General features: G+C 37.4%; 24 protein-coding genes. 9 read left to right on the plus strand and 15 right to left on the minus strand.

Annotation, left to right across the window (positions count from 1 at the left end; genetic code table 11):
* Positions 1-10 precede the first annotated feature (10 nt).
* From B0E34_RS15840 to B0E34_RS15855, 4 genes are all read left to right on the plus strand, one after another.
* Entirely contained in the window at positions 11-445 is a 435-nt protein-coding gene (locus B0E34_RS15840) for a MarR family winged helix-turn-helix transcriptional regulator (protein ID WP_076393251.1), read from the plus strand.
* Positions 446-868, plus strand: coding sequence for an organic hydroperoxide resistance protein (locus tag B0E34_RS15845; protein WP_076393248.1), 423 nt, complete (start codon positions 446-448; stop codon positions 866-868).
* Positions 869-1,215: 347 nt separating this feature from the next.
* On the plus strand, positions 1,216-2,337 hold the full coding sequence (locus B0E34_RS15850) for a lactonase family protein (RefSeq protein ID WP_087711011.1): 1,122 nt from the start codon (positions 1,216-1,218) through the stop codon (positions 2,335-2,337).
* Positions 2,338-2,504: 167 nt separating this feature from the next.
* Positions 2,505-2,819: an aminoacyl-tRNA hydrolase gene (locus tag B0E34_RS15855; RefSeq protein WP_087711013.1), complete on the plus strand. Its 315-nt coding sequence runs from the start codon at positions 2,505-2,507 to the stop codon at positions 2,817-2,819.
* 1 nt (position 2,820) lies between these two features.
* Here B0E34_RS15855 and B0E34_RS15860 read toward each other — a convergent pair whose 3' ends face one another.
* From B0E34_RS15860 to B0E34_RS15900, 9 genes are all read right to left on the minus strand, one after another.
* Entirely contained in the window at positions 2,821-3,450 is a 630-nt protein-coding gene (locus B0E34_RS15860; RefSeq protein WP_087711015.1) for a peptide deformylase, read from the minus strand.
* 227 nt (positions 3,451-3,677) lie between these two features.
* Positions 3,678-4,550, minus strand: coding sequence for a ChaN family lipoprotein (locus tag B0E34_RS15865; RefSeq protein ID WP_087711017.1), 873 nt, complete (start codon positions 4,548-4,550; stop codon positions 3,678-3,680).
* Between the two features lie 604 nt (positions 4,551-5,154).
* On the minus strand, positions 5,155-6,183 hold the full coding sequence (locus B0E34_RS15870; RefSeq protein ID WP_087711019.1) for a hemin-degrading factor: 1,029 nt from the start codon (positions 6,181-6,183) through the stop codon (positions 5,155-5,157).
* 4 nt (positions 6,184-6,187) lie between these two features.
* On the minus strand, positions 6,188-6,838 hold the full coding sequence (locus tag B0E34_RS15875; RefSeq protein WP_087711021.1) for a class I SAM-dependent methyltransferase: 651 nt from the start codon (positions 6,836-6,838) through the stop codon (positions 6,188-6,190).
* 1 nt (position 6,839) lies between these two features.
* Positions 6,840-7,610 (minus strand): heme ABC transporter ATP-binding protein, encoded by a 771-nt coding sequence (locus B0E34_RS15880; RefSeq protein WP_087711023.1) that lies wholly within the window; start codon positions 7,608-7,610, stop codon positions 6,840-6,842.
* Positions 7,607-8,650 carry a FecCD family ABC transporter permease gene (locus B0E34_RS15885; protein WP_087711025.1) on the minus strand — a complete coding sequence of 348 codons (1,044 nt, stop codon included), beginning with the start codon at positions 8,648-8,650 and terminating at the stop codon, positions 7,607-7,609. The genes B0E34_RS15880 and B0E34_RS15885 overlap by 4 nt, the downstream gene beginning before the upstream one ends.
* Positions 8,634-9,509 (minus strand): heme/hemin ABC transporter substrate-binding protein, encoded by an 876-nt coding sequence (locus B0E34_RS15890; RefSeq protein ID WP_087711027.1) that lies wholly within the window; start codon positions 9,507-9,509, stop codon positions 8,634-8,636. The genes B0E34_RS15885 and B0E34_RS15890 overlap by 17 nt, the downstream gene beginning before the upstream one ends.
* A 27-nt stretch (positions 9,510-9,536) precedes the next feature.
* On the minus strand, positions 9,537-10,625 hold the full coding sequence (locus B0E34_RS15895; protein ID WP_087711028.1) for an HmuY family protein: 1,089 nt from the start codon (positions 10,623-10,625) through the stop codon (positions 9,537-9,539).
* Positions 10,626-10,639: 14 nt separating this feature from the next.
* The gene (locus B0E34_RS15900; RefSeq protein WP_087711030.1) at positions 10,640-12,757 is read right to left on the minus strand and encodes a TonB-dependent receptor plug domain-containing protein; all 2,118 of its coding nucleotides are present in this window, start codon (positions 12,755-12,757) and stop codon (positions 10,640-10,642) included.
* Between the two features lie 96 nt (positions 12,758-12,853).
* Here B0E34_RS15900 and B0E34_RS15905 point away from each other — a divergent pair, with 96 nt between their 5' ends.
* A complete protein-coding gene (locus tag B0E34_RS15905; RefSeq protein ID WP_087711032.1) occupies positions 12,854-13,654 on the plus strand; it encodes a T9SS type A sorting domain-containing protein in 801 nt (266 codons plus the stop codon).
* Positions 13,655-13,813: 159 nt separating this feature from the next.
* Here B0E34_RS15905 and B0E34_RS15910 read toward each other — a convergent pair whose 3' ends face one another.
* From B0E34_RS15910 to B0E34_RS15935, 6 genes are all read right to left on the minus strand, one after another.
* Positions 13,814-14,104 carry a putative quinol monooxygenase gene (locus B0E34_RS15910; protein WP_087711034.1) on the minus strand — a complete coding sequence of 97 codons (291 nt, stop codon included), beginning with the start codon at positions 14,102-14,104 and terminating at the stop codon, positions 13,814-13,816.
* A gap of 92 nt (positions 14,105-14,196) precedes the next feature.
* On the minus strand, positions 14,197-15,081 hold the full coding sequence (locus B0E34_RS15915; RefSeq protein ID WP_087711036.1) for a sulfite exporter TauE/SafE family protein: 885 nt from the start codon (positions 15,079-15,081) through the stop codon (positions 14,197-14,199).
* A 121-nt stretch (positions 15,082-15,202) separates the two neighbouring features.
* The gene (locus B0E34_RS15920) at positions 15,203-16,444 is read right to left on the minus strand and encodes a sulfate adenylyltransferase subunit 1 (RefSeq protein WP_087711038.1); all 1,242 of its coding nucleotides are present in this window, start codon (positions 16,442-16,444) and stop codon (positions 15,203-15,205) included.
* A gap of 276 nt (positions 16,445-16,720) precedes the next feature.
* Positions 16,721-17,629: a sulfate adenylyltransferase subunit CysD gene (gene cysD, locus B0E34_RS15925; protein ID WP_087711040.1), complete on the minus strand. Its 909-nt coding sequence runs from the start codon at positions 17,627-17,629 to the stop codon at positions 16,721-16,723.
* 16 nt (positions 17,630-17,645) lie between these two features.
* Complete coding sequence (locus B0E34_RS15930; protein ID WP_087711042.1) at positions 17,646-18,338, minus strand: phosphoadenylyl-sulfate reductase; 693 nt, start codon at positions 18,336-18,338, stop codon at positions 17,646-17,648.
* Positions 18,339-18,427: 89 nt separating this feature from the next.
* Positions 18,428-18,835: an RrF2 family transcriptional regulator gene (locus B0E34_RS15935; RefSeq protein ID WP_087711044.1), complete on the minus strand. Its 408-nt coding sequence runs from the start codon at positions 18,833-18,835 to the stop codon at positions 18,428-18,430.
* A 140-nt stretch (positions 18,836-18,975) separates the two neighbouring features.
* Between B0E34_RS15935 and B0E34_RS15940 the strand changes: the two genes are divergently transcribed.
* The 4 genes from B0E34_RS15940 to B0E34_RS15955 all read left to right on the plus strand — a co-directional run bounded on the left by B0E34_RS15940 (position 18,976) and on the right by B0E34_RS15955 (position 22,407).
* A complete protein-coding gene (locus tag B0E34_RS15940) occupies positions 18,976-19,404 on the plus strand; it encodes a DUF4268 domain-containing protein (protein ID WP_076393214.1) in 429 nt (142 codons plus the stop codon).
* 34 nt (positions 19,405-19,438) lie between these two features.
* Positions 19,439-19,753, plus strand: a complete 315-nt coding sequence (locus B0E34_RS15945) for a hypothetical protein (RefSeq protein WP_087711046.1) — start codon at positions 19,439-19,441, stop codon at positions 19,751-19,753.
* Between the two features lie 830 nt (positions 19,754-20,583).
* Positions 20,584-21,405: a DUF2314 domain-containing protein gene (locus B0E34_RS15950; protein WP_076393210.1), complete on the plus strand. Its 822-nt coding sequence runs from the start codon at positions 20,584-20,586 to the stop codon at positions 21,403-21,405.
* 162 nt (positions 21,406-21,567) lie between these two features.
* The gene (locus B0E34_RS15955; protein WP_087711048.1) at positions 21,568-22,407 is read left to right on the plus strand and encodes an SDR family oxidoreductase; all 840 of its coding nucleotides are present in this window, start codon (positions 21,568-21,570) and stop codon (positions 22,405-22,407) included.
* The last annotated feature ends 51 nt before the right edge of the window (positions 22,408-22,458 follow it).

Raw genomic sequence — 22,458 nt, forward strand, 5'->3', positions numbered from 1 at the left:
TTCAGAAATCATGGAAAATCCCGAATTTTTAAAATTAGAAAACCAGCTCTGCTTTCCTTTATATGTTATTGCCAAGGAAATTACGGGGCTTTACCGTCCTTTTCTCGATGAGCTGGATATTACCTATCCGCAGTATCTTGTGATGATGGTGCTTTGGGAACATGACGGACTTCCGGTGAACAGCATCGGCGAAAAGCTGTATCTGGACAGCGGAACACTTACACCGCTTCTTAAAAGACTTGAAAATAAAGGATTTATCGAAAGAAAAAGAAAAAAAGAAGATGAACGTGTGGTGGAAGTTTTCATCACAGAATCCGGAAGAAATTTACAGGAAAAAGCCTGTGGAATTCCGGAAAAATTATTTCAGAAAATCGGAGCATCGCCAGAAGACTGGAAAGCTCTGAAAGAAAATGTTCAAAAAATATTAACTAAAATAGAAAAATAAATGAAAACTTTGTATACAACAAAAGTAACTGCAACAGGAGGAAGAAACGGACACGTAAAAAGTGAAAACGGGGTTCTTGATCTGGACGTAAAAATGCCTAAAGCTTTAGGCGGAGCCAATGACGATTTTACCAATCCGGAAATGCTTTTCGCAGCAGGATATTCTGCGTGTTTCGACAGCGCACTGAACCGAGTAATTTCTTTGTCTAAAACAAAAACCGGAGAAACTACAGTAACGGCGGAAGTAAGCATCGGACAATTGGAAAACGGTGGTTTCGGATTGGCGGTTCAGCTTGATGTGAATATTCCTGAAGTTTCTATTGAGGAAGCACAGGCTTTAACAGAGAAAGCGCACCAAATCTGTCCGTACTCTAATGCGACAAGAAATAATATCGAAGTAAAACTTTCAGTTACGAACAACTAATTCAGCGTTTTACGGTATAAATATCAGAATCTGTTTCTTTGGAAGCAGATTTTTTTTGTTTAGTAGGATAAGAAACTTTAAACAGAAATTTGTTTCATCCGAAAAACGTTTATATGTTTGTTGTAAACTAATTTTAAATTTAACCGCAAAAAGTACACAAAAGTCTTTATTGGATTTATTCAAAGGTATTTCAAAAGTCTGCAAAGAGAAAAAATCTTTGGATTTTTTTTAACTTATGTGCTCTTTTTTCCATTTAAGTATTAAACTTAAACTACTAAAGTGTTATAATCTTTTGGATCTTTGCGGTAAAAAAGTTTAAACAGAATTTCATTAAAAACCATAATCATTTGAAAAAGTTTTTCATCTTATTCATCACAATTTTTATCTGTCTTCAGTCGTATGCTCAACATACGTATGTTTTTTTCGGTTCTTTTAACTGGGAAAAAGAAACGGAGGGAATTTATGTGTACGAATTGAATACTCAAAACGGAAAATTATCAAAAATTGCTTCTGTTTCGGGGATTTCAAATCCGTCTTTTCTCACTTTGTCACCGAACGGAAAATATCTTTTTGCATGTACGGAAAGCAAAACAAAGAACGGCGGGAGTGTAAGCAGTTTTGAATTTAATCCTGATAAAAAGACTTTACAGTTCATCAGTAAACAAAGCAGCGGTGGTGAAAATCCTGTTTATCTTACGGTTCATCCCAACGGAAAATGGCTCATCAACGGAAATTATACGGAAGGAAGCGTTTCTGTTTACCCGATTTCAGAAAACGGAACTCTTGAGCCTTTTGTGCAGAATATACAATTTTCGGAAGGAAGTGTAAATCCCGACAGACAGGATCGTGCGCACATCCACTCCACCGTTTTTTCTCCGGATTCCGATTATCTATTTCTGCCTGATCTCGGAGCGGATAAAATTCGCGCCTATCGTTTTAACAATGAAAAAAATACACCTTTGCAGGAAGCTGAAATTCCTTTTATAAAAACAACTTTAGGAGCGGGACCGAGGCATTTTACCTTTCATCCGAATGGAAAATTCGCGTACTGTATTGAAGAAATGGGCGGTGCAGTCAGTGTTTATGCTTACAAAAACGGAAAGCTGAAACCGCTTCAGAGGATTTTTACCCATCCTAAAATGTATAAAGAAGATTTTGAAAGTTCTGATGTTCATATTTCGTCGGACGGAAAGTTCTTGTATGCTTCCAACCGAGGAAAAGAAAATAATATTGCTATTTTTTCGATTCAGGACGATGGAAGCCTGAAAACAATTGGTTATCAGTCAGTAAAAGGGAAACATCCGAGAACATTTAATCTCGATCCAAGCGGACAATTTTTAATCACCGCCAATACGGCTACAAATAATGTCACAGTTTTTAAAAGAAATCCTGAAACCGGTTTGCTGAAAAAAGCCGGAAGAAAAATTAAGATCAGAAATGTTTCGAATGTGCAGATCAGAAGATATTGATTGTATTTTTTTAGGTAATTTCGATTTTAACCGCAAAAGAGACAAAGAAAATTAACGCGTTTATGATATTCGAAGTTCTCAAAAGAATAAAAATTTCTCTCATCTTTTCTGGTTCAATAAAAGTTGAAACAACTTATTATATCTTTCAAATTATAAAAAGCTAGTATATGAAAATGTACATCATTGTTTTGAATACTGTTCCTGACAAATTAGTTCCTGTAATTACTGCACACGCTTATTTAGCCTGTTATAAAAAATTTGAGGACAACGAAAATATGATTCAATGGATCAGCGGAATATTCAAAAAAGTAGTTTGTGTCGTAAACGAAACCGAATTTAACAGTTTTAAAAATGAGACAGATTATGTTTTACTGACGGAATCTTCACTAGACAACAGAGAAGTCGCTTTGGCATTTTGTCCGAGAGAGGAATATCCGAAAAAATTTAAATTTCTGAAAATGTGGACTCCACAGAATATCTGAATTACCTCATCCCGGAATCACTCTTCTTAAAAGCATCTACTTTCTGATAAGAATCGTTTTTCTCTTTTTCTTTTTTGTCTGAAATTAAAATTCCGAAAAGATGATCGATTTCGTGCTGGAAAATAACGGCTGTAAAACCTTCCACAATTTCTGAATATTTCTGACCTTTTAAATCGACATATTCAAGCTGAATGACTTTGCTTCGGTAAAACTGATCTCTGAAATCAGGAATCGAAAGATCGCCTTCGGGACCTAAATTCTGTAATTCTGATCTCCAGACAATGACAGGATTGATAAAATATTCCAACGGTTCACCTTTTTTATCAAAACGCTGAACCCAGATTACTTTTCTGTTGATTCCAACCTGTGGTGCGGCAATTCCCACTCCGCCATCGGTGGAAAGCAAAGATTCTTTCATTCTGCTGACCAAAACTGCCGTGTTTTTATCCAGCGGATCGATTTCTGCGGAAAGGCTTAATAACGTCTTGTGCTGATTTTCGTCTGTAGTCTGATAAATCGGCAACGCAGAATTTTTATCTCCCTGATTGATAATGGAAATTTCGCTTGGTGTCAGTTTTTGAGCATTCATCAAACCGATGAAAAGGATGAAAAGAAGGGATATTTTTTTCATTTTTCTGAATGTTTTGCAAAGATAAAAATTGCAGGCTAAGTTTTGTCTGTTTTGGTTAAAGCCTATTTGAATATTGATAAAAAAGCAATGAAAAATATGCAGACCTCATTGTCTTTTAAACGAATCATTGTCATTCTGACGAAGGAAGAATCTGTTTAAATTCTCACACACTTTTAATCTAAATGAAAACATAGCTTTTTACTTTTAACTTTTTACCTGGCTCTTTCTCAATACGTTTTCGTCATATCACTGGGAATGATCAGATTAAAATCTGTGGGAATATAGTCTTTCTCAGGAACTTTTAATTCAGGATCATCCGATTCAAAAACAGAAATCACCGCCATTTTCAGGTTCGGATTTTTTTGTTTAATGTACCAGTAAATTCCGCCAAATTCCTTGCTGTGATAGTTTCCGTTGTAATGAATGAATGTTTTTCCGGATTGCAGATTTTTCAGGATAGATTCTGCCATAGTCGCATCTTTTGTTGCCTGAGCCGAAATAAAATTCATGACTTTGGTTCCGTCTGCGTGATCGCCCATCATCGCTTTCATTTCAGGGTAACCCGGCGTTTCGAGCGTTACTTTTATGGGAAGCTGTGCGATATAAGATTTTTCTTTTTCAGATAAATTATTCAGAGATTCCAGACCTTCTTTGGCGGTTTGAGAAGCGTATTTTCTGGGAATATTGGTTGCGATGAAGTTTAGTTTTTTTGCTTTGGCAAAATCAACCAAAGGTTTATAATCGGTCGTGAAATTATTCCAGAGTCTTGCGGAATCTTTCAGTATTTTCGCGTCTATTTTCCCGTTGAGATATTGATTCAGTTGTGGCTGATTGTCCCTTTCGAACATTTCAGCACCTAAAATAAGCTGTCCGTTTTTCTGAGTATACAAACCTTCCGTCACTTTAAGCTGTAACCAGTGGTTGATGGAGTTGTTATGATTTTCACCAAAGAAAACCACATCGTAATCAGCCAGTTGTCTGATGAGTTTTTCGGGCTTTATTGATTTTCCTTTTTTGTCGTAAAACTGATAGGCTTTAAATTGCTGTGCCTGAAATGAGCAGAAAAAAGTAAGAAAAAAGGCAGTGAAAAGGTTTTTCATTTTAATTTTGTTTTTAAACACGAATGGCTTTACAAATATCACGATATAATTTTAATTTTCTGTTGTTTTTTTTAAACACGAATAACACAAATGGTATCACTAATATCGCTATAAAACTTTAATTTTTTAATGATCTATTGTTTATTTTAACGCGAAGCTTTTTTTAAACACTAATATCACAAATGGTTTCACGAATGACACAAGGTAACGTTGATTTATTTTAACGCAAAGTAGATATTTTAAGGTAAATATTTTAAAGTAAGCAAAGTTATTCAGATTTCATCTTTTATTAAGCGAACGTTTTATGATCGCATTTGGCAATGTCTTAGCTGAGTGGCTCGTTCTATCATTTGCTGAACGAAGTGCCCTTGCGAACGAAAAATATGCTCAATTAGATCAAAAAGACTTCGCGTTCTTCGCGTTAAATATCGTATCATTTGTGAAAAATATTAGTGCGATTCGTGTTTAAAAAAAGCTTCGCATTAAAATAAATCAACGTTACCTTGTGTCATTCGTGAAACCATTCGTGCCATTTGCGTTTAAATTAAAAAAAGCCGCCTGTAAAAAACAAAACGGCTTAAAGAAACTATCTAACTATTTCAATTTATTTTTCAAGATCGGCGACGAGGTCTTTCCATTCCTGTAATTCCGGGATTCCGGGTTTTCTTTTTCCGAAAAACTGAACGATAAAATCGCCCTCTTTATTGAAAACTTCAATGGCGGTCACTTCCCCATCTTCCGTCGGTTTTTTCACAATCCATGCTTCCGCAATTTTGGTAACGTCCAGATGCAGATTGAAATCGGGATCCATTACGTTGAACCATTGCTGATGCCAAAGTGTTTTTTTCACATTTCCCGTATGAATCTGGATGATTCCTCTGTTTCCGACAAAAATCATGATCGGAAGTTCTTTTTCCGATGCGTCTTCCAGTACGTTTACAACTTTTGAGCTTTCAATTTTCTTTGCAAAACCTTCAGGAGCCAGTCTCAACGCCTGCGTTCTGCTCACTCCGAATTTTCGGGTCATCATAAAGAAATCATGCGTATCTTTCAGATTTGTCCATGCTTTCTGGAAGCCTTCTACATCAATTTCGGCATCTGGTTTTTCTTCTGCTTTCGGAGCTGCTTTTTCAAAATCGAAAGATCCGTTCTGCTCTTCTGCTTTATATTTTTCTGCCATTTCATCGAATGCAGCTTCGTTGCTGTCTTTGGTAAGATAAATTTTATGCAGCGCCAAACCGTCTTTTCCGAAAAACTGAAGGCTTTTTTTATCTCCTTCCACTACTGCGAAAGCAAATTTCCAGTGATTCAGGAAAATCCTTAAATCAATATCTTCTCCCACGAAAAGCTGTGCATGAGGACTGCTGAAATCGCCGTTCAGATACACTCCTTTTCTTTCGTGAACGCACTCTTCGTTGCGTGTAAGCGCCATTACTTTTCCTAACTGCCCCACTTCTGCTAAAATATTCTGGAATTCCGGCTTCAGAACCGTTACGCCTTCTCCTACGCTGGTTGCCAATAGTTCAGCTTCGCTTACTCCGAGTTCAGCTGCGGCATTTCGGATTCTCAGATGCGGATTTTCAGCTTTAAGAGCTTCCCATTTTTCCTTCAGATCGTTTACTAATGTGCTCATTTATTTATTTTTTAATGGTTAAAATTGTATAATTTCTTGTGAGGGTTTCTTCTCCGGTTTTGCTTTTTACTTCTTCCTGCCGTTCGGAAATTTTCATTCTTTTAAAATAACTTTTGGAAACAATTTCCTCCATTTCATCGGTATTGTACAACGTAAAACCGAACTGTGTAAAAGGGAGTTTTTCCATGAAATCCCGCTGTCCGAAAGTGAGGACAAATGTTCCGTTGTCTTTCAGAACTCTGTAAATTTCATTGAGGAAATCTGTTGGTTTCTGCCAAAAATAAACAGTGTTTACGGTAAATATTTTATCGAATGTTTTGTCTTCAAAAGGCAGTTCTGTTCCTTCATACAGGACAAATTCAGCCTGATTTTCAAAATCTTTATTCAGTTTTATGGCTTCGTGATGCATGGTTTCCGAAATATCAATTCCGGTATATTTTAAATCAATGGCTTTGTTTAAAATATTTCTGACATGCCCTGCATTTCCATGACCGATTTCCAGAATGTGTTCATTGTCTTTTATTAAAAGGGTTTGTATGCTTTCCAACGTCATTCCTATGTTGGTTTCATTCATCATTTCGCCGATCTCAATTCCTTTTTCTCCTTGAGGATGGGCGAGATTCTGTGCTAATATTTTCAGTTTTTCTGTATCCATATTATCCAAAAATAATCATTGGGTGCGAAGTTACCGGATGATTGCAGATCGTACACGGAAAATTGTAGGCTTCCCGGATATTTTCAGCGGTGAAAACCTCTTCCGGAGTTCCGTATGCAGCAACTTTTCCTGATTTCATTAATAAAACTTTATCGGCATATTGTGCGGCAAGATTGAGATCATGAAGAACAACAATCGCAGAATTGGCTTTTTTGGTGAAATTTTTAATTATTTCCAATGTTTTGTACTGATGTTTAATGTCTAAATTATTTAAAGGTTCATCTAAAAAAACAAGTTTGTGGGCAATTTCGTTCTGAAGCTGCGCAAAAACCCTCGAAAGATGAACGCGCTGTTTTTCGCCTCCCGATAAAGTGTTGTATTCTCTTTCTTTTAAATGCAGAATGTCCGTTTCATTCATCATTCGGTTTGTCGATTCATGGTCTTCTGTTTTAGGCTGTGCATCGAAGTACGGATAACGTCCCATCATCACGACCTCTTTTACTTCGAGCGGAATATCGTTGCTGTTGTGCTGTGAAAATTTGGCTTTGTGTTTTGAAAGCTCTTTCACATTCCAGTCGTTGATATGCCTGTTTTTAAATACAATCTGCTGTTCAGATTTAATTTCATTGGCAAGAATACTCAGAAGGCTCGATTTTCCTGCTCCGTTCGGACCGACAATTGCCAGAAATTCGCCATATTCCAGATGAACATCCACCGAATCCAGAATATGAAAGGTTTTATGCTGATAACTGATCTGATGCGCTTTTATCATAACAGTGATTTTTTAAATTTAACTAAAATCGCAATGAAAACAGGACCTCCCATTAAGGCGGTTAAAATCCCGATCGGAAGTTCCGAAGGTTCCACAATACTTCTGCTGAAAGTATCTGCCGTTAATAATAAAATGCTTCCGCACACCGCTGATAACGGTAAAATAACGACATAGTCTGATTTAAACAAAAATCTTAAAATATACGGAACAATAAGCCCGACAAAACCAATGGTTCCTGAAAATGCCACACAGCTTCCCACCATTAAAGCCGTAATAAGGATGATCTGCTTTTTTAATCTTTCTACATTAATTCCCAAATGCTGTGCATCTTTTTCGCCTAACATCATTGCATTCAACGCTTTGCCTTTTGGCAGTAAAACCGTGTATGAAATAACCAATACGATTCCCAAAATGATATTCTTCGTCCATGTTGCAGCAGCTAAACTTCCTAAATTCCAGAACGTTAAATCTCTTAACTGGTCGTCTTTTGAGATGTAAATCAGGAACCCTGTAATGGAAAATCCGATCGCTGTAATGGCAACTCCCGATAATAACATCATCACGACATTGGTTTTACCGCCGCTGGTTGAAATTCTGTACACCAGAAGCATGGAAATAAAAGATCCGATAAAAGCAGCAATCCCCACCAATGAAAACTGTACGGCTTCAGGAAGAAATTCTCTGAAATATCCTCCCAAAACGATGGTAATGGCTGCAAGCAGGGTTGCTCCGGAAGTGAGACCGATTAAATCTCCCGTTGCCAGAGGATTTCTGAACAATCCCTGCAAACCGGTTCCCGAAACCGCCAACATACTTCCGATAAGAATCGCCATCACAATTCTGGCTGCTCTTACGTCCCAGACTACATATTTATCGCTCATTGTGAGTGACTGATCTCCGTTCATTATTTTTTGTAAAACAGTGAATGCAGACTGACCTCCGAAATCGTAAACTCCGGTGTTAAGCGACCCTACTGCAATGATGCAAAGCAGTACGGTGCTTATGATGATGTAAACGGATAATTTACCTGGTGCTTTCAATCAGAAGTTGGTTTAATTCTACTGCTGCCTGTCCTAATCTTGGTCCGAAACCGGAAACAAGACCGCCGTCCATGGCAATAATTTTTTTATTTTTTCCGGCATTGGTTTGGGAAACACCCGGCATTTTTAACGCGCCTTCGTTTCCTCCCGCTCCCTGCAGTCCGCTCGTGAAGAAGAATAACACATCCGGATTTGCTTTTACAACTGCTTCCGGCGTTAAAGGTTTGAAATCTTCAAAATCATTAATGGCATTTTGTCCGCCTGCAATTTCAATTAAAGAAGCCATCGGTGTATTTTTTCCTGAAACCATAAGCATATTTCCTCTTGCGTAGATGAACAGGACTTTCGGTTTTTTAGCGATCGGCTGAATCTGTTTCAGATCGGCATCAATTTTATTATTCAGTTTCTGATAATCTGTATTTCCGACTGCTTTCGCTACTTCGGCGATCAGTCTTTTAGTTCCGTCGACGGTAAATTCCTGTTTAAAAATTTCTGTTTTGATGCCGGAAGATTTAATTTTCCCCATCAGTTCAGGATTGATGTCTTTATCGGAAGCCAAAATTAAGGTGGGAGAAACTGCCATAATCGGCTCGATGGTCATTGATCTTACGTGTCCCAGATCTTTAGCTGTCGATTTAAGAGATTCGGGAAAAGTACTTGTCACGTCGGTTCCCACGATTTCTTTTTCGTGACCCAAAGCAGCTACAATTTCGGTGATTCCGCCATTCAGCGTTACGATTTTATGAGCAGATTTTGGAGCTTCAGAGCTTTGTTCTGTTTTATTTTCAGCAGCAGTTCCTTCTTTTTTGCAGGAATAGACTGCCATTAATACAGATGCGGCAAGAATGAATTTTTTCATGATATCTTTTTATTTGATTTAAAATTTTTAGAACAAGGGTTTGTATTCGAACTGCGGATAGCCTCTTTCGCCGCTGCTGCTCGTAAGTCTGGTGAATCTCAGCTTAAAGTAATATCCGTCCGGATCTTTGATGACATAAAATACATCGCCTTTCACCTGATATCCGGAAGGTCCGACTTCCCGCCAGTTTCCTCCGATAACACGCTGATCGTTGTAAATGAATTTCGACTGATCGATATCCGAAACTTTAAAATTATTGTAGGCTTCAACACCGGTTGTGGTTCCTGAAGCTTTTACTTCATAAGCTCCTGCTCCACCTACATTATTGATGGTAATAAAGTCTGCATATACATAGCTTCCAGCTCCTGTAATGGTATTGGTAAAGACCGAAAAGCAAAGATCCCATTTCTTTTTTTCAGGCTGAATGAAGAGTTCTTTTTCATTTTTCAAACTAACAAAATTATAATTGTACGCGGAGTTTTTATTGATGGTTAATTCCTTGTGAGAGGTTGAGTTTATTGGGGCATATTTTATTTTATATCCTCCGTTTGAAGTTCTCGAGATCTGAATTTTCATCCATCCTCTGCTTTCTCCGGCTGTGGTAACGCTTCCTGCGGGAACATTTCCTGTGTAAATTCCTTTTCCCATGTTCAGAAGATATACTGCATTTTCAGATTCATTGGGTTTAATTTCTTCAATTGCGGTATAACCTGAAGGAAAGTTTCCTTTCACATCATCAATATAAATGGTGTTGGAAGGGTTAAAATTCGCAACCTGTACAAGATCCTGCAAACCGGAAACCTCAGCTTCTGTGACCAGATCGATATTCGCAGCATTCGGGATTTTTCCTGCTGCCATCATCAGAGAAGAATTAAGAATGACTTTAAAGTTGCTTCCTGAATACAAAGCGAGATCCCAATCGGTTCTTTTGGTCAGCACTTCAGAATCCGTTCCCAGATCAAACCAGACCTGATTGGGCTGTGTAGGTCCGCCAACGGTAGGATTCACGATGGAACCTTCAATTTTTGATATGGCAACGGGATCTTCATTATCATTAATGCAGGACTGGGTGATGAATGATGTCCCGATGAAGAGGTAAAGCAGTATTTTTTTCATTTCAATGATTATTTTTAAAAGTTGTAGGTAAGTCTGGTGAAGTAGCTTCTGCCGTAGAAAAGATTCGAGTTCGGATCGGTGGTTCCGTGCGCGGTTCCTGCAACGGTGGTGTCTCTTACGGATGAAACATCAAAAATGTTCTTGATTCCTGCACTGAGTTCAAAATGATTTTTGAAAAAGGGCTGACTTACCACGAAATCCATCATGTTAAAATTGCCGCGCTCTCCCACATAATAAAAAGGATGGGCAATATCCTGACTGTCTAAGACAAACATCTGAAGTTTCCCGACGTGTCTGTAAAACAACGAAACATTGGTTCCGGTTTTTGGGAGGGTATAGTTTGCAGCCAGTTTTCCTTCGAATGTATAAAAGAAATCATCTGGAGAAACCAGAGTTCCCGAAAAGAGTTCTTTTCCGATGCCATAATAAGAGGCATTGGCTGCAAGGCTGAACTGGTTTTTCTGAAGTTTAAAATTGGCTTCAAAAAGTAATGATCTGAATTTATTGATGTTGATGTATTTGTACTGCAACGGACTCTGATTGATCTGCAGAACTTCTATTCTGTTTTTGAGATCCATGTACGTTGCGCTAGCTCCTACCTGAACATTCCATCCTGAATTGGTGGTGAATTTTTTGTCTCCGTTTAAAGAGATCGTGATTCCTTCTTCCGGTTTTAAATCTTCATTTCCTCTGATGTCGTGGTTGCTGTCTACAAAATAAGTGTAGAGTTCATCAAAATTCGGAAATCGGTTCGCGCTTCCTGCAACGAGTCGGATATTACTGGAATCATCTATTTTTCCTCTTACCGTTAAGGAATAATTGTGCTGTGTATCAAATTTATCACTCAGCGCCAAACGGTAACCGGGTCTTAATGAAAGCCAATCTGTGGGATTCCATTCTGCAGAAATAAAATTGGCGTAATTGAAAATTTTTCGGTCTACATTATTTCCTGCAAAATCTCCTGCAATAAAACCTGCGTATCCTTTGGTATGATCGAATTCATAACCCAACTGGAAATCTATTTTTTTATCATCAATAAAATTACTGAAAACTCCTCGTGAATAAATGACATCTGCTTTATTATAGGACTGATATGCTTCTTTCGTTCCCATTACTTTCCTGTTCGGAATATCATAGGTAAAATCTCTGTATTTTCTGTCCTGAGTCTGATATGAAAAATCTCCAGTATAATTGATGCTGCCTAATTTGGTCTGAACATTTAACTGATTGACGTATCTTGTGGTGAGGTAATCTCTGTCGGCAGAAGTATAAGTTCTGTTTCCTTCGCCTAAGTAAAGCTCTGAAACAATCGGGCTGTAAAAATTGAGTTTTTCATTAACGAATCCGAACTTATAGAAAACGGAAGTATTATTTTTACTGTAGCGAATTACTCCGTCGATATTCAGCACATCTTTCGGCTGCCACAGATATCCTCTTTTTCCGTCCTGTTCAAAATATTTATATCCTTCCTGTGTTCCTTTGAATCCCTGAAAATCGTTATGATTGATATTGGCTCCGATATACCAGTTTTCATTCAGGTTATATCCTGCATTCAGCGTTTGAATATGTCTTCCCTCTCCTTTTTTGTACCAGTTGTATTCTTTTCCTACGGTTTCTTCCTGAACGGAAGCATTTAACGTTAATTTTTTCTGAGTGCTTTTTTTGGTAATGATATTGATGACTCCGGCAACGGCATTGCTTCCGTAATCCACTCCCATTGAACCTCTTACCACTTCTATACGTTCTACATTATTGATATTGAGTTTGGTGAGATCTATATTGTTTCCCAATCCTACATCTCCCACCACAGGAATATTGTCAATAAGGATTTTGGTGTATTCTCCACCCAGTCCCAGTAAACTCGCCGTTGAATTTCCTGAATTGCGGTCTGAAGTAATCAGGATGTTTAAGCTTTGGTTTAAAACATCTGCCACGTTGGTTGCTGCCATATTTTTGATCTGCTGCGCATCAATAACCTCCACTTTATAAATTGATTTATTTATGGATTGCTGAGTATACTGTCCGGTAAGTACAACTTCTTCAATTTTTTCCAGCTTTACAGAATCTTTTTTCTGCGCGTCCATCCACAAAATCATCGTTAAAGCAAGAACAGAAAGCAATTTCTTCTTCATAGGATCAAAAAATTTTTGACAAATATAATATTTTATTTAGAACAATTAAAAATAATTATATAATTTTGTAGAATAATTCTAAATAAAAATAATGTTATGAAACTAGGACTACTTATTGGAGGTTTACTGCTTACAGCGATTTCGGGAAATGCACAGGTAACAACGATTAATGAGAATTTTGAATCTTTCACTGCAGGAACAGGCGCAGCGTGGCCGCAAAATAACTGGAACCGTGTACAAAGTGGTTCCGGACCATGGGTATATGTTGATAATTCGAATGCAGCGGACAAACATATCCAGTATTACAGCTTTTTCACAACGAATACACCAGGTTATGCTATTGCCCCGCAAATTGTTGCACCTAATGGAAGTCAGACACTTACGTTCAAGTCTTCCCTTACAGCAGGATCTTCCGCAGGAAGCACCGGAACCATTGAAGTTGGATTTGTGGACGGCGTTACAACAGCAGATATGGCAAGTTTTACAAAGATTGGAAATACGATTACGCTTACTTCAACAGATACGCAGTATTCCGTACCGATTCCTGCATCCAATAAACAATATATTGCCTTCAGAATTGTAGGAAGTCTTAATCACACAGCGATTCAGTTGGATGACATTTCTTACGCGGTAAGTTCGATACTTGCGGTTTCAGATCAGGCAAAATCAAAGGAAAGTGTACAGTTTGCCGTAAATTCCGACAATACCGCATTGCAGTTTGTTGCTAAAAAAGAACCGAAAAAAATTCAGATCTATTCAGCGGGAGGTCAGAAAACAGCCGAAGGAAAATTATCCGGAAGATCGTTTGACATCAGTACGCTTCAAACCGGAGTTTATTACATCTTGATTGAAACGGCGGATGGAGAAATCGTAAAATCAAAATTCATTAAAAAATAAACTTTTCACAGGATCACAAAAGTTCACAGGAGCTTTATTGATAATACTTTCTATTTTTTCTAATAAAAGGCTGTCCGCAATAGTGAACAGCCTTTTAGTTTTATGCTTCCCTCAGGAAGAGTAAAGTTATTTTTAAGTGACTAACTTTCTTCTTACAGTTTACAGAGTTTTAAATCCTTTAAATACCTGAGTAGAACTTTCCAGCATTTTAGAAACGTCTCTTCTGAAATTCAGCAAATGATCCTGCCCGTTGTGGCGGTTCAGGTGTTCTTCACTTTCCCACAATTCCACCATGAAAAAAGTTCCTTTGTTATCTTTGTCTTCAATAAGATCATACTGCAGACATCCCTCTTCTTTTCTGGTTTCTCTTACCAGAATCTGGAAAAGTTCAACTGCTTCCATCAGATAATTCTCATTAAATCTGAAAAGCGCAACTACGTTTATGTTCATTGTTATTTTTTTAGTGGTGTAAATGTAGAATATTTTCAAAACCGAAAAGATATTTCATGCTTTTATTTTTCCACATTTAACAGATTTTATCACTAAAAAACAGATTTGTAAATGGTAATTGAGCTCATCACGATGACCAGAGTTCCGATGATGATAAACATACTTTTCACAGGAAGTTTTGCCGTTAACATCGCAGAAAAAGGAGCGGTAAAAATTCCTCCGATCAGAAGTCCGAGAATAATATTCCAGTGCTGAATTCCCAATGTGAAAATAAAAGTAATGGCTGCCGTTAAGGTTAAAATAAATTTTGCCACCGTAGAACTTCCCACCGCAAATCTCGGCGTAAAGGAATTTTTAATTAAAGTTCCTGTTACCAACGGTCCCCATCCTCCTCCTGCAAAGGAATCGATAAAACCTCCGATCACTCCCAAACGCGTTAAATTTGTTTTCTGTTTTAATTTTTTGTCCTGCTTATTTTTAAAAGCATTGGATAAAATCTGAATTCCCAGATATAATGTGTAGAAGGAAATAATTGTTTTGGTAATTTTTGAATAATATTCTCCGAGATATGTGAGTGAAACCGCCCCGATCACTGCGCCGAAAACCGCAGGAATGGCGAGTCTTTTCACCAGACTTTTGCTTACGTTTTTCAGTCTGATATGACTGATGCTTCCGGCTGCTGTTGTAAAGCTTTCCGCAGAATGAATACTCGCACTCACCGCATGAGGCGGAATTCCGAGAAACAAAAGCGTGGTCGTACAAATTACGCCGTATCCCATTCCCATCGATCCTGCAACGATTTCTGCCAAAACTCCGACCAACATCATCCAGTAGAAAATGTAATTGTCTTTGGCTAAAACAGTGAACAGTTCATCCAAATAGCCCAGTTCATACATGGTAAAGGCAACAACCGACAGAAGTGCGATCGTCACAAAAAATACATTTAACCTGAACTGAACTTTTCTTGAAATAACCATTTTTTCTGTTTTCTATCGTTTTAAACCATTACTGAAATATTTATGCAGTTAAGAAAATTCACTTTAAATCAGCTTAGCTTTTTAAATCTTTCCTAAATGACTCAGATTATGTTTGTTTAATTTACAAAATCATTACGGCTCCCACCGTTGAATTGCCTGTCTCGTCGATCAATATAGCGTTGCCTGTTGCATTGCTTTCTTCAAAGCTGTCGAAAACCAGGGGTGAAGCTGTTTTTAAAAGGACTTTTACGACTTCGTTTAATTTTATGCTTTCAGAAACCGGCGTTTTTTCTAAAGTATTAACGTCGATTTTGTATTCGATTTCTTTGATAATCGCTTTTAAAAGTTTGCTTTTGTGCTGAATGAAATATTTGTTTCCTTCGTTTAATTCCTTTTTATCCAGCCAGCAGACAATGGCTTCAATTTCATTTTCAACTTTCGGAAGGCTTTCGGTTTTTACTAAAAAATCGCCTCTGCTGATATCGATATCATCTTCAACATGCAGAACTGCGGGCTGATTGGCAAAAACAAATTCCACTTCTTTGCCCCCTGTTTCTATTTTTGAAATTTTAGTCTGAATATTCTGAGGTAGCACCGTAATTTCGTCACCTTTTTTGTAAATTCCCGAAAGAACTTCTCCTGCATATCCTCTGTAATCGTGCAGATCCTCCGTTTGCGGACGAATGACATACTGAACCTGAAATCTCGGACTCTGAAAGTTTTGATCTGAATTGATTTCAACCGTTTCGAGGAAATCCAACAGCGTAGAACCTTCATACCAAGCCATATTTTCTGATCTTTCAACAATATTGTCGCCATGAAATGCCGAAATCGGGAAATAATTTACATTTTTTAACCCTAGTTTTTCTGCAACCAATTCATACTGAGCTTTTATATCCTTAAAAACTTCTTCAGAATACTCAACGAGATCCATTTTATTGATGGCGACCACCACATTTTTCATCTTCAATAAAGAAGCAATAATGGAGTGTCTTCTTGTTTGCTCAATCACACCCTGTCTTGCATCAATCAGAATAACAATCAGTTGCGAATTGGAAGCTCCCGTAATCATATTTCTTGTATACTGAATATGTCCCGGTGCATCGGCAATAATAAACTTTCTTTTCGGCGTCGAAAAATAGCGGTACGCAACATCGATGGTAATTCCCTGCTCTCTTTCTGCTCTTAAACCATCCGTTAAAATAGCAAGGTCTACTCCGTTTTCGTTTTTATTTTTTGACTGTTTTTCGAGTGCTTCAAGCTGATCGATCAATATATTTTTACTGTCGTACAGAAGTCTTCCGATCAGGGTACTTTTCCCGTCGTCTACACTTCCTGCAGTGATAAATCTTAATATGTCCACGTTTGTTTTATTAATAATGAGTAATTGAGTGAGGTTGAGAGTGAGGTTAAGATTAAGATTAAGATTAAAGGCTTACTAAAAAAACTTCCATCTTCCAACATCAAGCCTCCAACTTCTGTCTTCCATCTTCCAACTTCCTGCCTAAATATAAAGGTTGGGATTAAGGCTGAGACTGAAAACTTACTACAAAACGTCCATCTTCCATCTTCCAACCTCCAATTTCTATCTTCCATCTTCTAGCTTCTAGCTCCCATCTTCCTGCCTCCATCTTCCATCCTAAAAATAACCTCCTTTCTTCCGGTCTTCCATCGCGGCTTCCGTCACTTTATCGTCGATTCGGGTTTCGCCGCGCTCGGAAATTCTGGATGCGGTGATTTCATTCACAACCTCATCCAAAGTTTCGGCAGCACTTTCTATTGCGGCGGTACAGGTCATGTCTCCGACGGTTCTGTAACGGACTTTTTTATTCACAACTGTATCATTTTCATCAATCTGAATAAAATCTGATACGGCAATTAACTGTCCGTCATATTCAATCACCTCTCGTTCATGTGCGAAGTAAATGGATGGCAACTGGATATTTTCTTTTTTAATATAATTCCAGACATCAAGCTCCGTCCAGTTAGAAATCGGGAAAACTCTTACGTTTTCACCTTTATTGATTCTTCCGTTGTAGATGTTCCACAATTCCGGACGCTGCAGCTTCGGATCCCACTGTCCGAATTCATCACGAACAGAGAAAAAACGTTCTTTGGCTCTTGCTTTTTCTTCATCTCTTCTCGCTCCGCCAATGCATGCATCGAATCCGAATTCTTCAATTGTATCTAATAAAGTGTGGGTTTGCAGCCAGTTTCTGGAAGCAAATTTTCCTTTCGGTTCGGTTAAATTTTTAGCTTTAATGGTATCTTCCACTTTTCTTACAATCAGTTCCGCGCCGATATTTTCTGCTAAATAATCTCTGAACTGCAATGCTTCAGGAAAATTATGTCCTGTATCGATATGAACCAACGGAAAAGGAATTTTCATCGGAGCAAAAGCTTTTTTTGCCAGATGAACCAAAGTAATAGAATCTTTTCCGCCACTGAAAAGCAGCGCAGGTTTTTCAAACTGAGCAGCAATTTCCCTCATAATGTAGATACTTTCTGCTTCCAACTGCTCCAGATAATCTAACGTATGTGTCGTCATTTTTTATTTTTTTGAATTAATGAGAATGCAGACCGCACTCTTTCTGTGAACTTTCCCACCACCATCTTCCGGCGCGCGGATTTTCTCCTTCTTCGATTGCTCTTGTACAGGGTTGGCAACCGACACTGATGAATCCTTTTTTGTGTAAAGACAATTCCTGAACTTTATTTTCTTTCAGATAATCTAAAACATTCTGGTAATTCCAGTGAATTAAGGGGTTATATTTGTATAGTTTCCGGTCTTCGTCCCATTCGATGACCGGCATATTTTCTCTGTTTTCAGACTGTTCGGAGCGCAATCCTGTAATCCAGACTTTTGCATTTTCCAACGCGCGGTTTAAAGGTTTAACCTTACGGATAAAACAGCATTCTTTTCTGTTTTCTATGGAATGATAAAACGCATTGATTCCTTTTTCATTCACATATTTTTCTACGTCTGAACTTTCCGGAAAATAGACTTCGGTTTTTGTTTTGTATCGGGAATTATTTTGGGAAAGCAACTCGTAGTGCTCGTAAAAAAGTCTTCCTGTATCAAGCGTGAACACTTTTACCGGCAGATGATTTTTGAAAATCATATCCGTAATTACCTGATCTTCCTGACCGAGTGAGGTGGAGAAAACAACCCCTTCAGAAATTTTTGAAGAAATAAATTTCAGTCCCTCTTCTGCGGAAAGCTGTTTCAGTAACTCTGCATCTTCTTTTGAAATCATATTTTGTTCATTTGAAGTAATGCAAATATCAGATAAAATAATTATCCTACCAAAAAAGTAGACTAATTATTTTAAAAAAAAGGATCTGATTAATCTACCAAATCCATTAACGTTCTTTTCTCCAGAATATTCAGCGAAGCATCACGAACTTCAATCAGAACGTCGTGCAGACCGCAATGATCTTCACTGCAGTCGTCGCATTTTTCGTAAAAATTTAAACTTACACAAGGAAGCAGTGCGATGGGTCCGTTCACGAGACGAATAATTTTCGCCAGCTTTACATTTTCCGGCTTTTCTTTGAAAAAATAGCCTCCTCCTTTTCCTTTTTTGCTATCGAGAATGTCCGCTTTTTTAAGCTCAAGCAGGATATTTTCCAAAAACTTTAAAGGAATTTTCTTGTGTTCGGCAATTTCGGAAATAAGAATCGGTCCGTCATTTCTCTTTTCTACAAGATATGACAGTGCCTTGAAAGCGTATTGAGATTTTTTAGACAGCATTACTACAAAAATAAGAAAATTGTTTGATATGTATAATAGGGTGACTGGAAGTTAGAAGATGGAGGCTGGGAGTTTTCAGGCACCGCATAACTTCCCTCTTCTCGCTTCCTTCTTCCGTCCAAAATCCCTAAATTTGCGTTATGTTCAGTAAACAGGAAGCACAGCAGTTAAAGAAAGAGTTTTGGACGGCTTTCGGAAAGTCTTTTCCAAGAAAATGGATTTTGTACGATACCAAAATCAAGGATATGTCGTTTAAATTTTATGCGGATAAGAAAAAAGCGGAAGTTTCTCTGGATATCGAAATGAAGGATGAAGTTTTCAGAGATGCGTATTACAACAAAATATGGTCACTGGAAGATATTTTGAAGGATTTTATCGGCGATTTTCACAAGGAAGAATTTTATACGCTGGAAAACGGAAAAGTTATCAGCCGGATCTGGGTTGAAAAGCACGGTATTTCTGTTTTCAATAAAAATACATGGCGGGAAGCTTTTGAATTTTTTGTTGAAAAAATGGATGGCTTTGAACGGTTTTATTATGAATATGAGGATTTTATAAAGGATGTTTAGTGAATAGTTCCTAAAGATTACAAAAAAGCATTTTATGAAAATAAGATATTGCTGGAGGTGCAGAATGGATGTTCCCATGCTTGATGAAGAAGAGGGAAAAATCGCTTCGAAATTATTAGCTGAAGGATTTCAGGAATTTAAAACAGCCAGAAAAACGCCTTTAAACGAAAATTTCAAAAAACTGCTGGATTATTACAATAATTTAACCGGTTTTGAAGAAACAAATCCTAATGCCATCATGCATCATTTCATCGATATGTATGGTCCTGACTGTGAAAACTGCGGAAAACCTTACCGAACGGGAACCGCTACATTCTGTCCGAAATGCGGTAACAAAAGAAAAATTTAAGGACTTTTCTTAATTTGATTTTTTTAACGCAAAGATTATTTTTATCAATACAATTTTGAGAAGGCAAAGGCAAATGAAATTTGCCTCGCGAAGCTTGAAAACAGATCTTATTTAATTTAAAATTAGCTATTTAGATTCTGAAATGCGGTAACAAAAGAAAAGTTTAAGGACTTTTCTCAATTTGATTTTTTTTAACGCAAAGATTATTTTTATCAGTATAATTTTGAGAAGGTAAAGGCAAATGAATTTGCCGCGTGAAGCTTGAAAACAGATCGTATTAATTTAAGATTAGCTTATTTTGATTCTGAAATGCGGTAACAAAAGAAAAATTTAAGGACTTTTCTCAATTTTATTTTTTTAACGCAAAGATTATTTTTATCAGTATAATTTTGAGAGGGCAAAGGCAAATGAAATTTGCTGTTCGAAGCTTGAAAACAGATTTCAAGTTTAATTTTGTGTCAAGAAGATGAATCGTGAATTTTTAATTCAAATCAGGATCGGAATCCGCTTAAATATTTTTAAACTTGTGGTTAAACTAATTTCAGAATTAACCGCAAAAGATGCAAAAGATAATGATAAAGCGAATTTCAAGAATAATCAAAGCACTTAAAAGAATAAAAATCAAAGATTTTTAAAAACTGTTGTGATCTTCTTATTTATAATCACCAACTTTCAATAAACGTTTAGTTCAGCTTTTTCGGTTAAATAAAAGTTTAAACAGATTTTTGTATAAAATTCAACCTTATGTTCTTATATTTTTCTGTATTTTGGTCGAAATAAAAACAACAGAATAAATTTTCAGCAAAATAAAAACTAATAATTAAAACAAAATGTCAGAAAATAAAATATTTTTCGCAGACGCAGCAGATCCTGAAATGTCTAAAGCTTATAAAAAAGCGCAGGAAACTTTTAAATATTTCTGGAGAGAGCAATCTTGGGAATACAGAAGAATTATTCCGGCACTGAGTGTTTCATGCGTGAAAGTGGCTTTTTCTCAGGAAGATCCTTCTTCAGACTCACCTATTGTAGAACATATGTGGATCAATGACATCCATTTCGATGGCGATCTTATCAAAGGCTACCTCATCAACAAACCGAATAAACTCACCAATGTTGAAGTCGGAGATTATGTGGAAATTCCTGTAAACGAAATCAGCGACTGGCTTTTTGCAATGCCCCAACGTGCAAAAAAAACGAAAGGACTTTCAAAACTGTTTTCATCTTCTTCAGAATCTCTTCCTCCGAAAGCTTATGGCGGATTTACGATCCAGAAAATGCGTTCGGATATGTCTCCGGCGGAAAGAAAAGCACATGACAATGCATGGCAAATGGATTTCGGAGATTTTAATGATATTGAAATCGTTTATGAACAGAAAGAGCATCCTGAAAATCTTGTGGAGCATCCGATGAGCAGAAATATGAAGGAAGAGCTGGTAAAATTCGTCAGCGAAAATCCGGATGAGATTACAGGTCAGGATATTAACGGCTATTCTATGCTTCATGCGGAAACGATTGCCGGAAATCTAAGTTCTGTGGAAGTGATTCTTGCAGCAGGAGGTGATAAAAATTTAAAGACAAAATCAGGAAAAACAGCTTTGGACTTTGCCCGACAACTGAATTGGGAACATATTATTCCTGTTTTGGAAGATTGATTTTATCTTAATTATTATACGGAAAGAGAGACTGAAAAGTTTCTCTTTTTTGTTTTTATATCATTCACGATCTGAATACATTCTTTCCCGATTCGGCTACATTTCCCACTGCACAACTTTCCATCTTTGTACCATCAATTAAAAACAATAAAACATTTAAAAATGGAAACAAAAAAAGTATGGTTCGTAACGGGAGCGTCAAAAGGTTTAGGATTTGAACTGGTTAAAAAATTATTATCCGAAGGATTTCAGGTGGCTGCAACAAGCCGCACTGTAAATTCTTTAATTTCTGCTTTCGGAGAGGCTTCGGAAAACTTTCTGCCCTTAAGTGTAAATATTACGGACAATAATGATGTAAAATCTGCCATTGCAAAAACCACAGAGCATTTTGGACAGATTAACGTTGTGGTTAATAATGCAGGATACGGACAGATCGGAACGCTGGAAGAGCTTACGGATGAGGAAGCAAGAGAAAATTATGCGGTGAATGTTTTCGGAACTTTAAACGTCATCAGAAATGCAATACCTTATCTTCGTGAGCAGAAATCGGGAAATATTTTCAATATTTCGTCCATCGGAGGTTTTCCGGGAAATTTTCCGGGTTGGGGAATTTACTGCTCTACTAAATTTGCAGTAGCAGGATTTACAGCAGCTTTGGCTGAAGAAGCGAAAGATTTCGGAATTCATGCAACGGTAGTTTATCCGGGATATTTCCGTACAGATTTTTTAGCTAAAGATTCGGTAAAAACTCCGGCAAATCCTATTCAGGCTTATGAAGCGGCAAGAAGTTCGGAACAGGCACATCTTGACGAAATCAACGGAAACCAGCCGAATGATCCTGTAAAAGCAGCAGATGTTCTGATTCAGTTGAGCAAAGAGGAAAATCCGCCGGTTCATTTCCTTTTAGGCGTAGGAACCATGGAATTTCTTACCAATAAAGTAGATGCGATTACAGGGGATGCAAGGAAATGGGAGGTTTTAGCAAATTCTACTGGAATTTAATTATTTTCATTTTAGCTGACGACATAGGAAACTGAAGCGTTAAGAAAATTT

It is taken from the genome of Chryseobacterium mucoviscidosis, from assembly GCF_002177115.1.
GTDB classification, from domain to species: domain Bacteria; phylum Bacteroidota; class Bacteroidia; order Flavobacteriales; family Weeksellaceae; genus Chryseobacterium; species Chryseobacterium mucoviscidosis.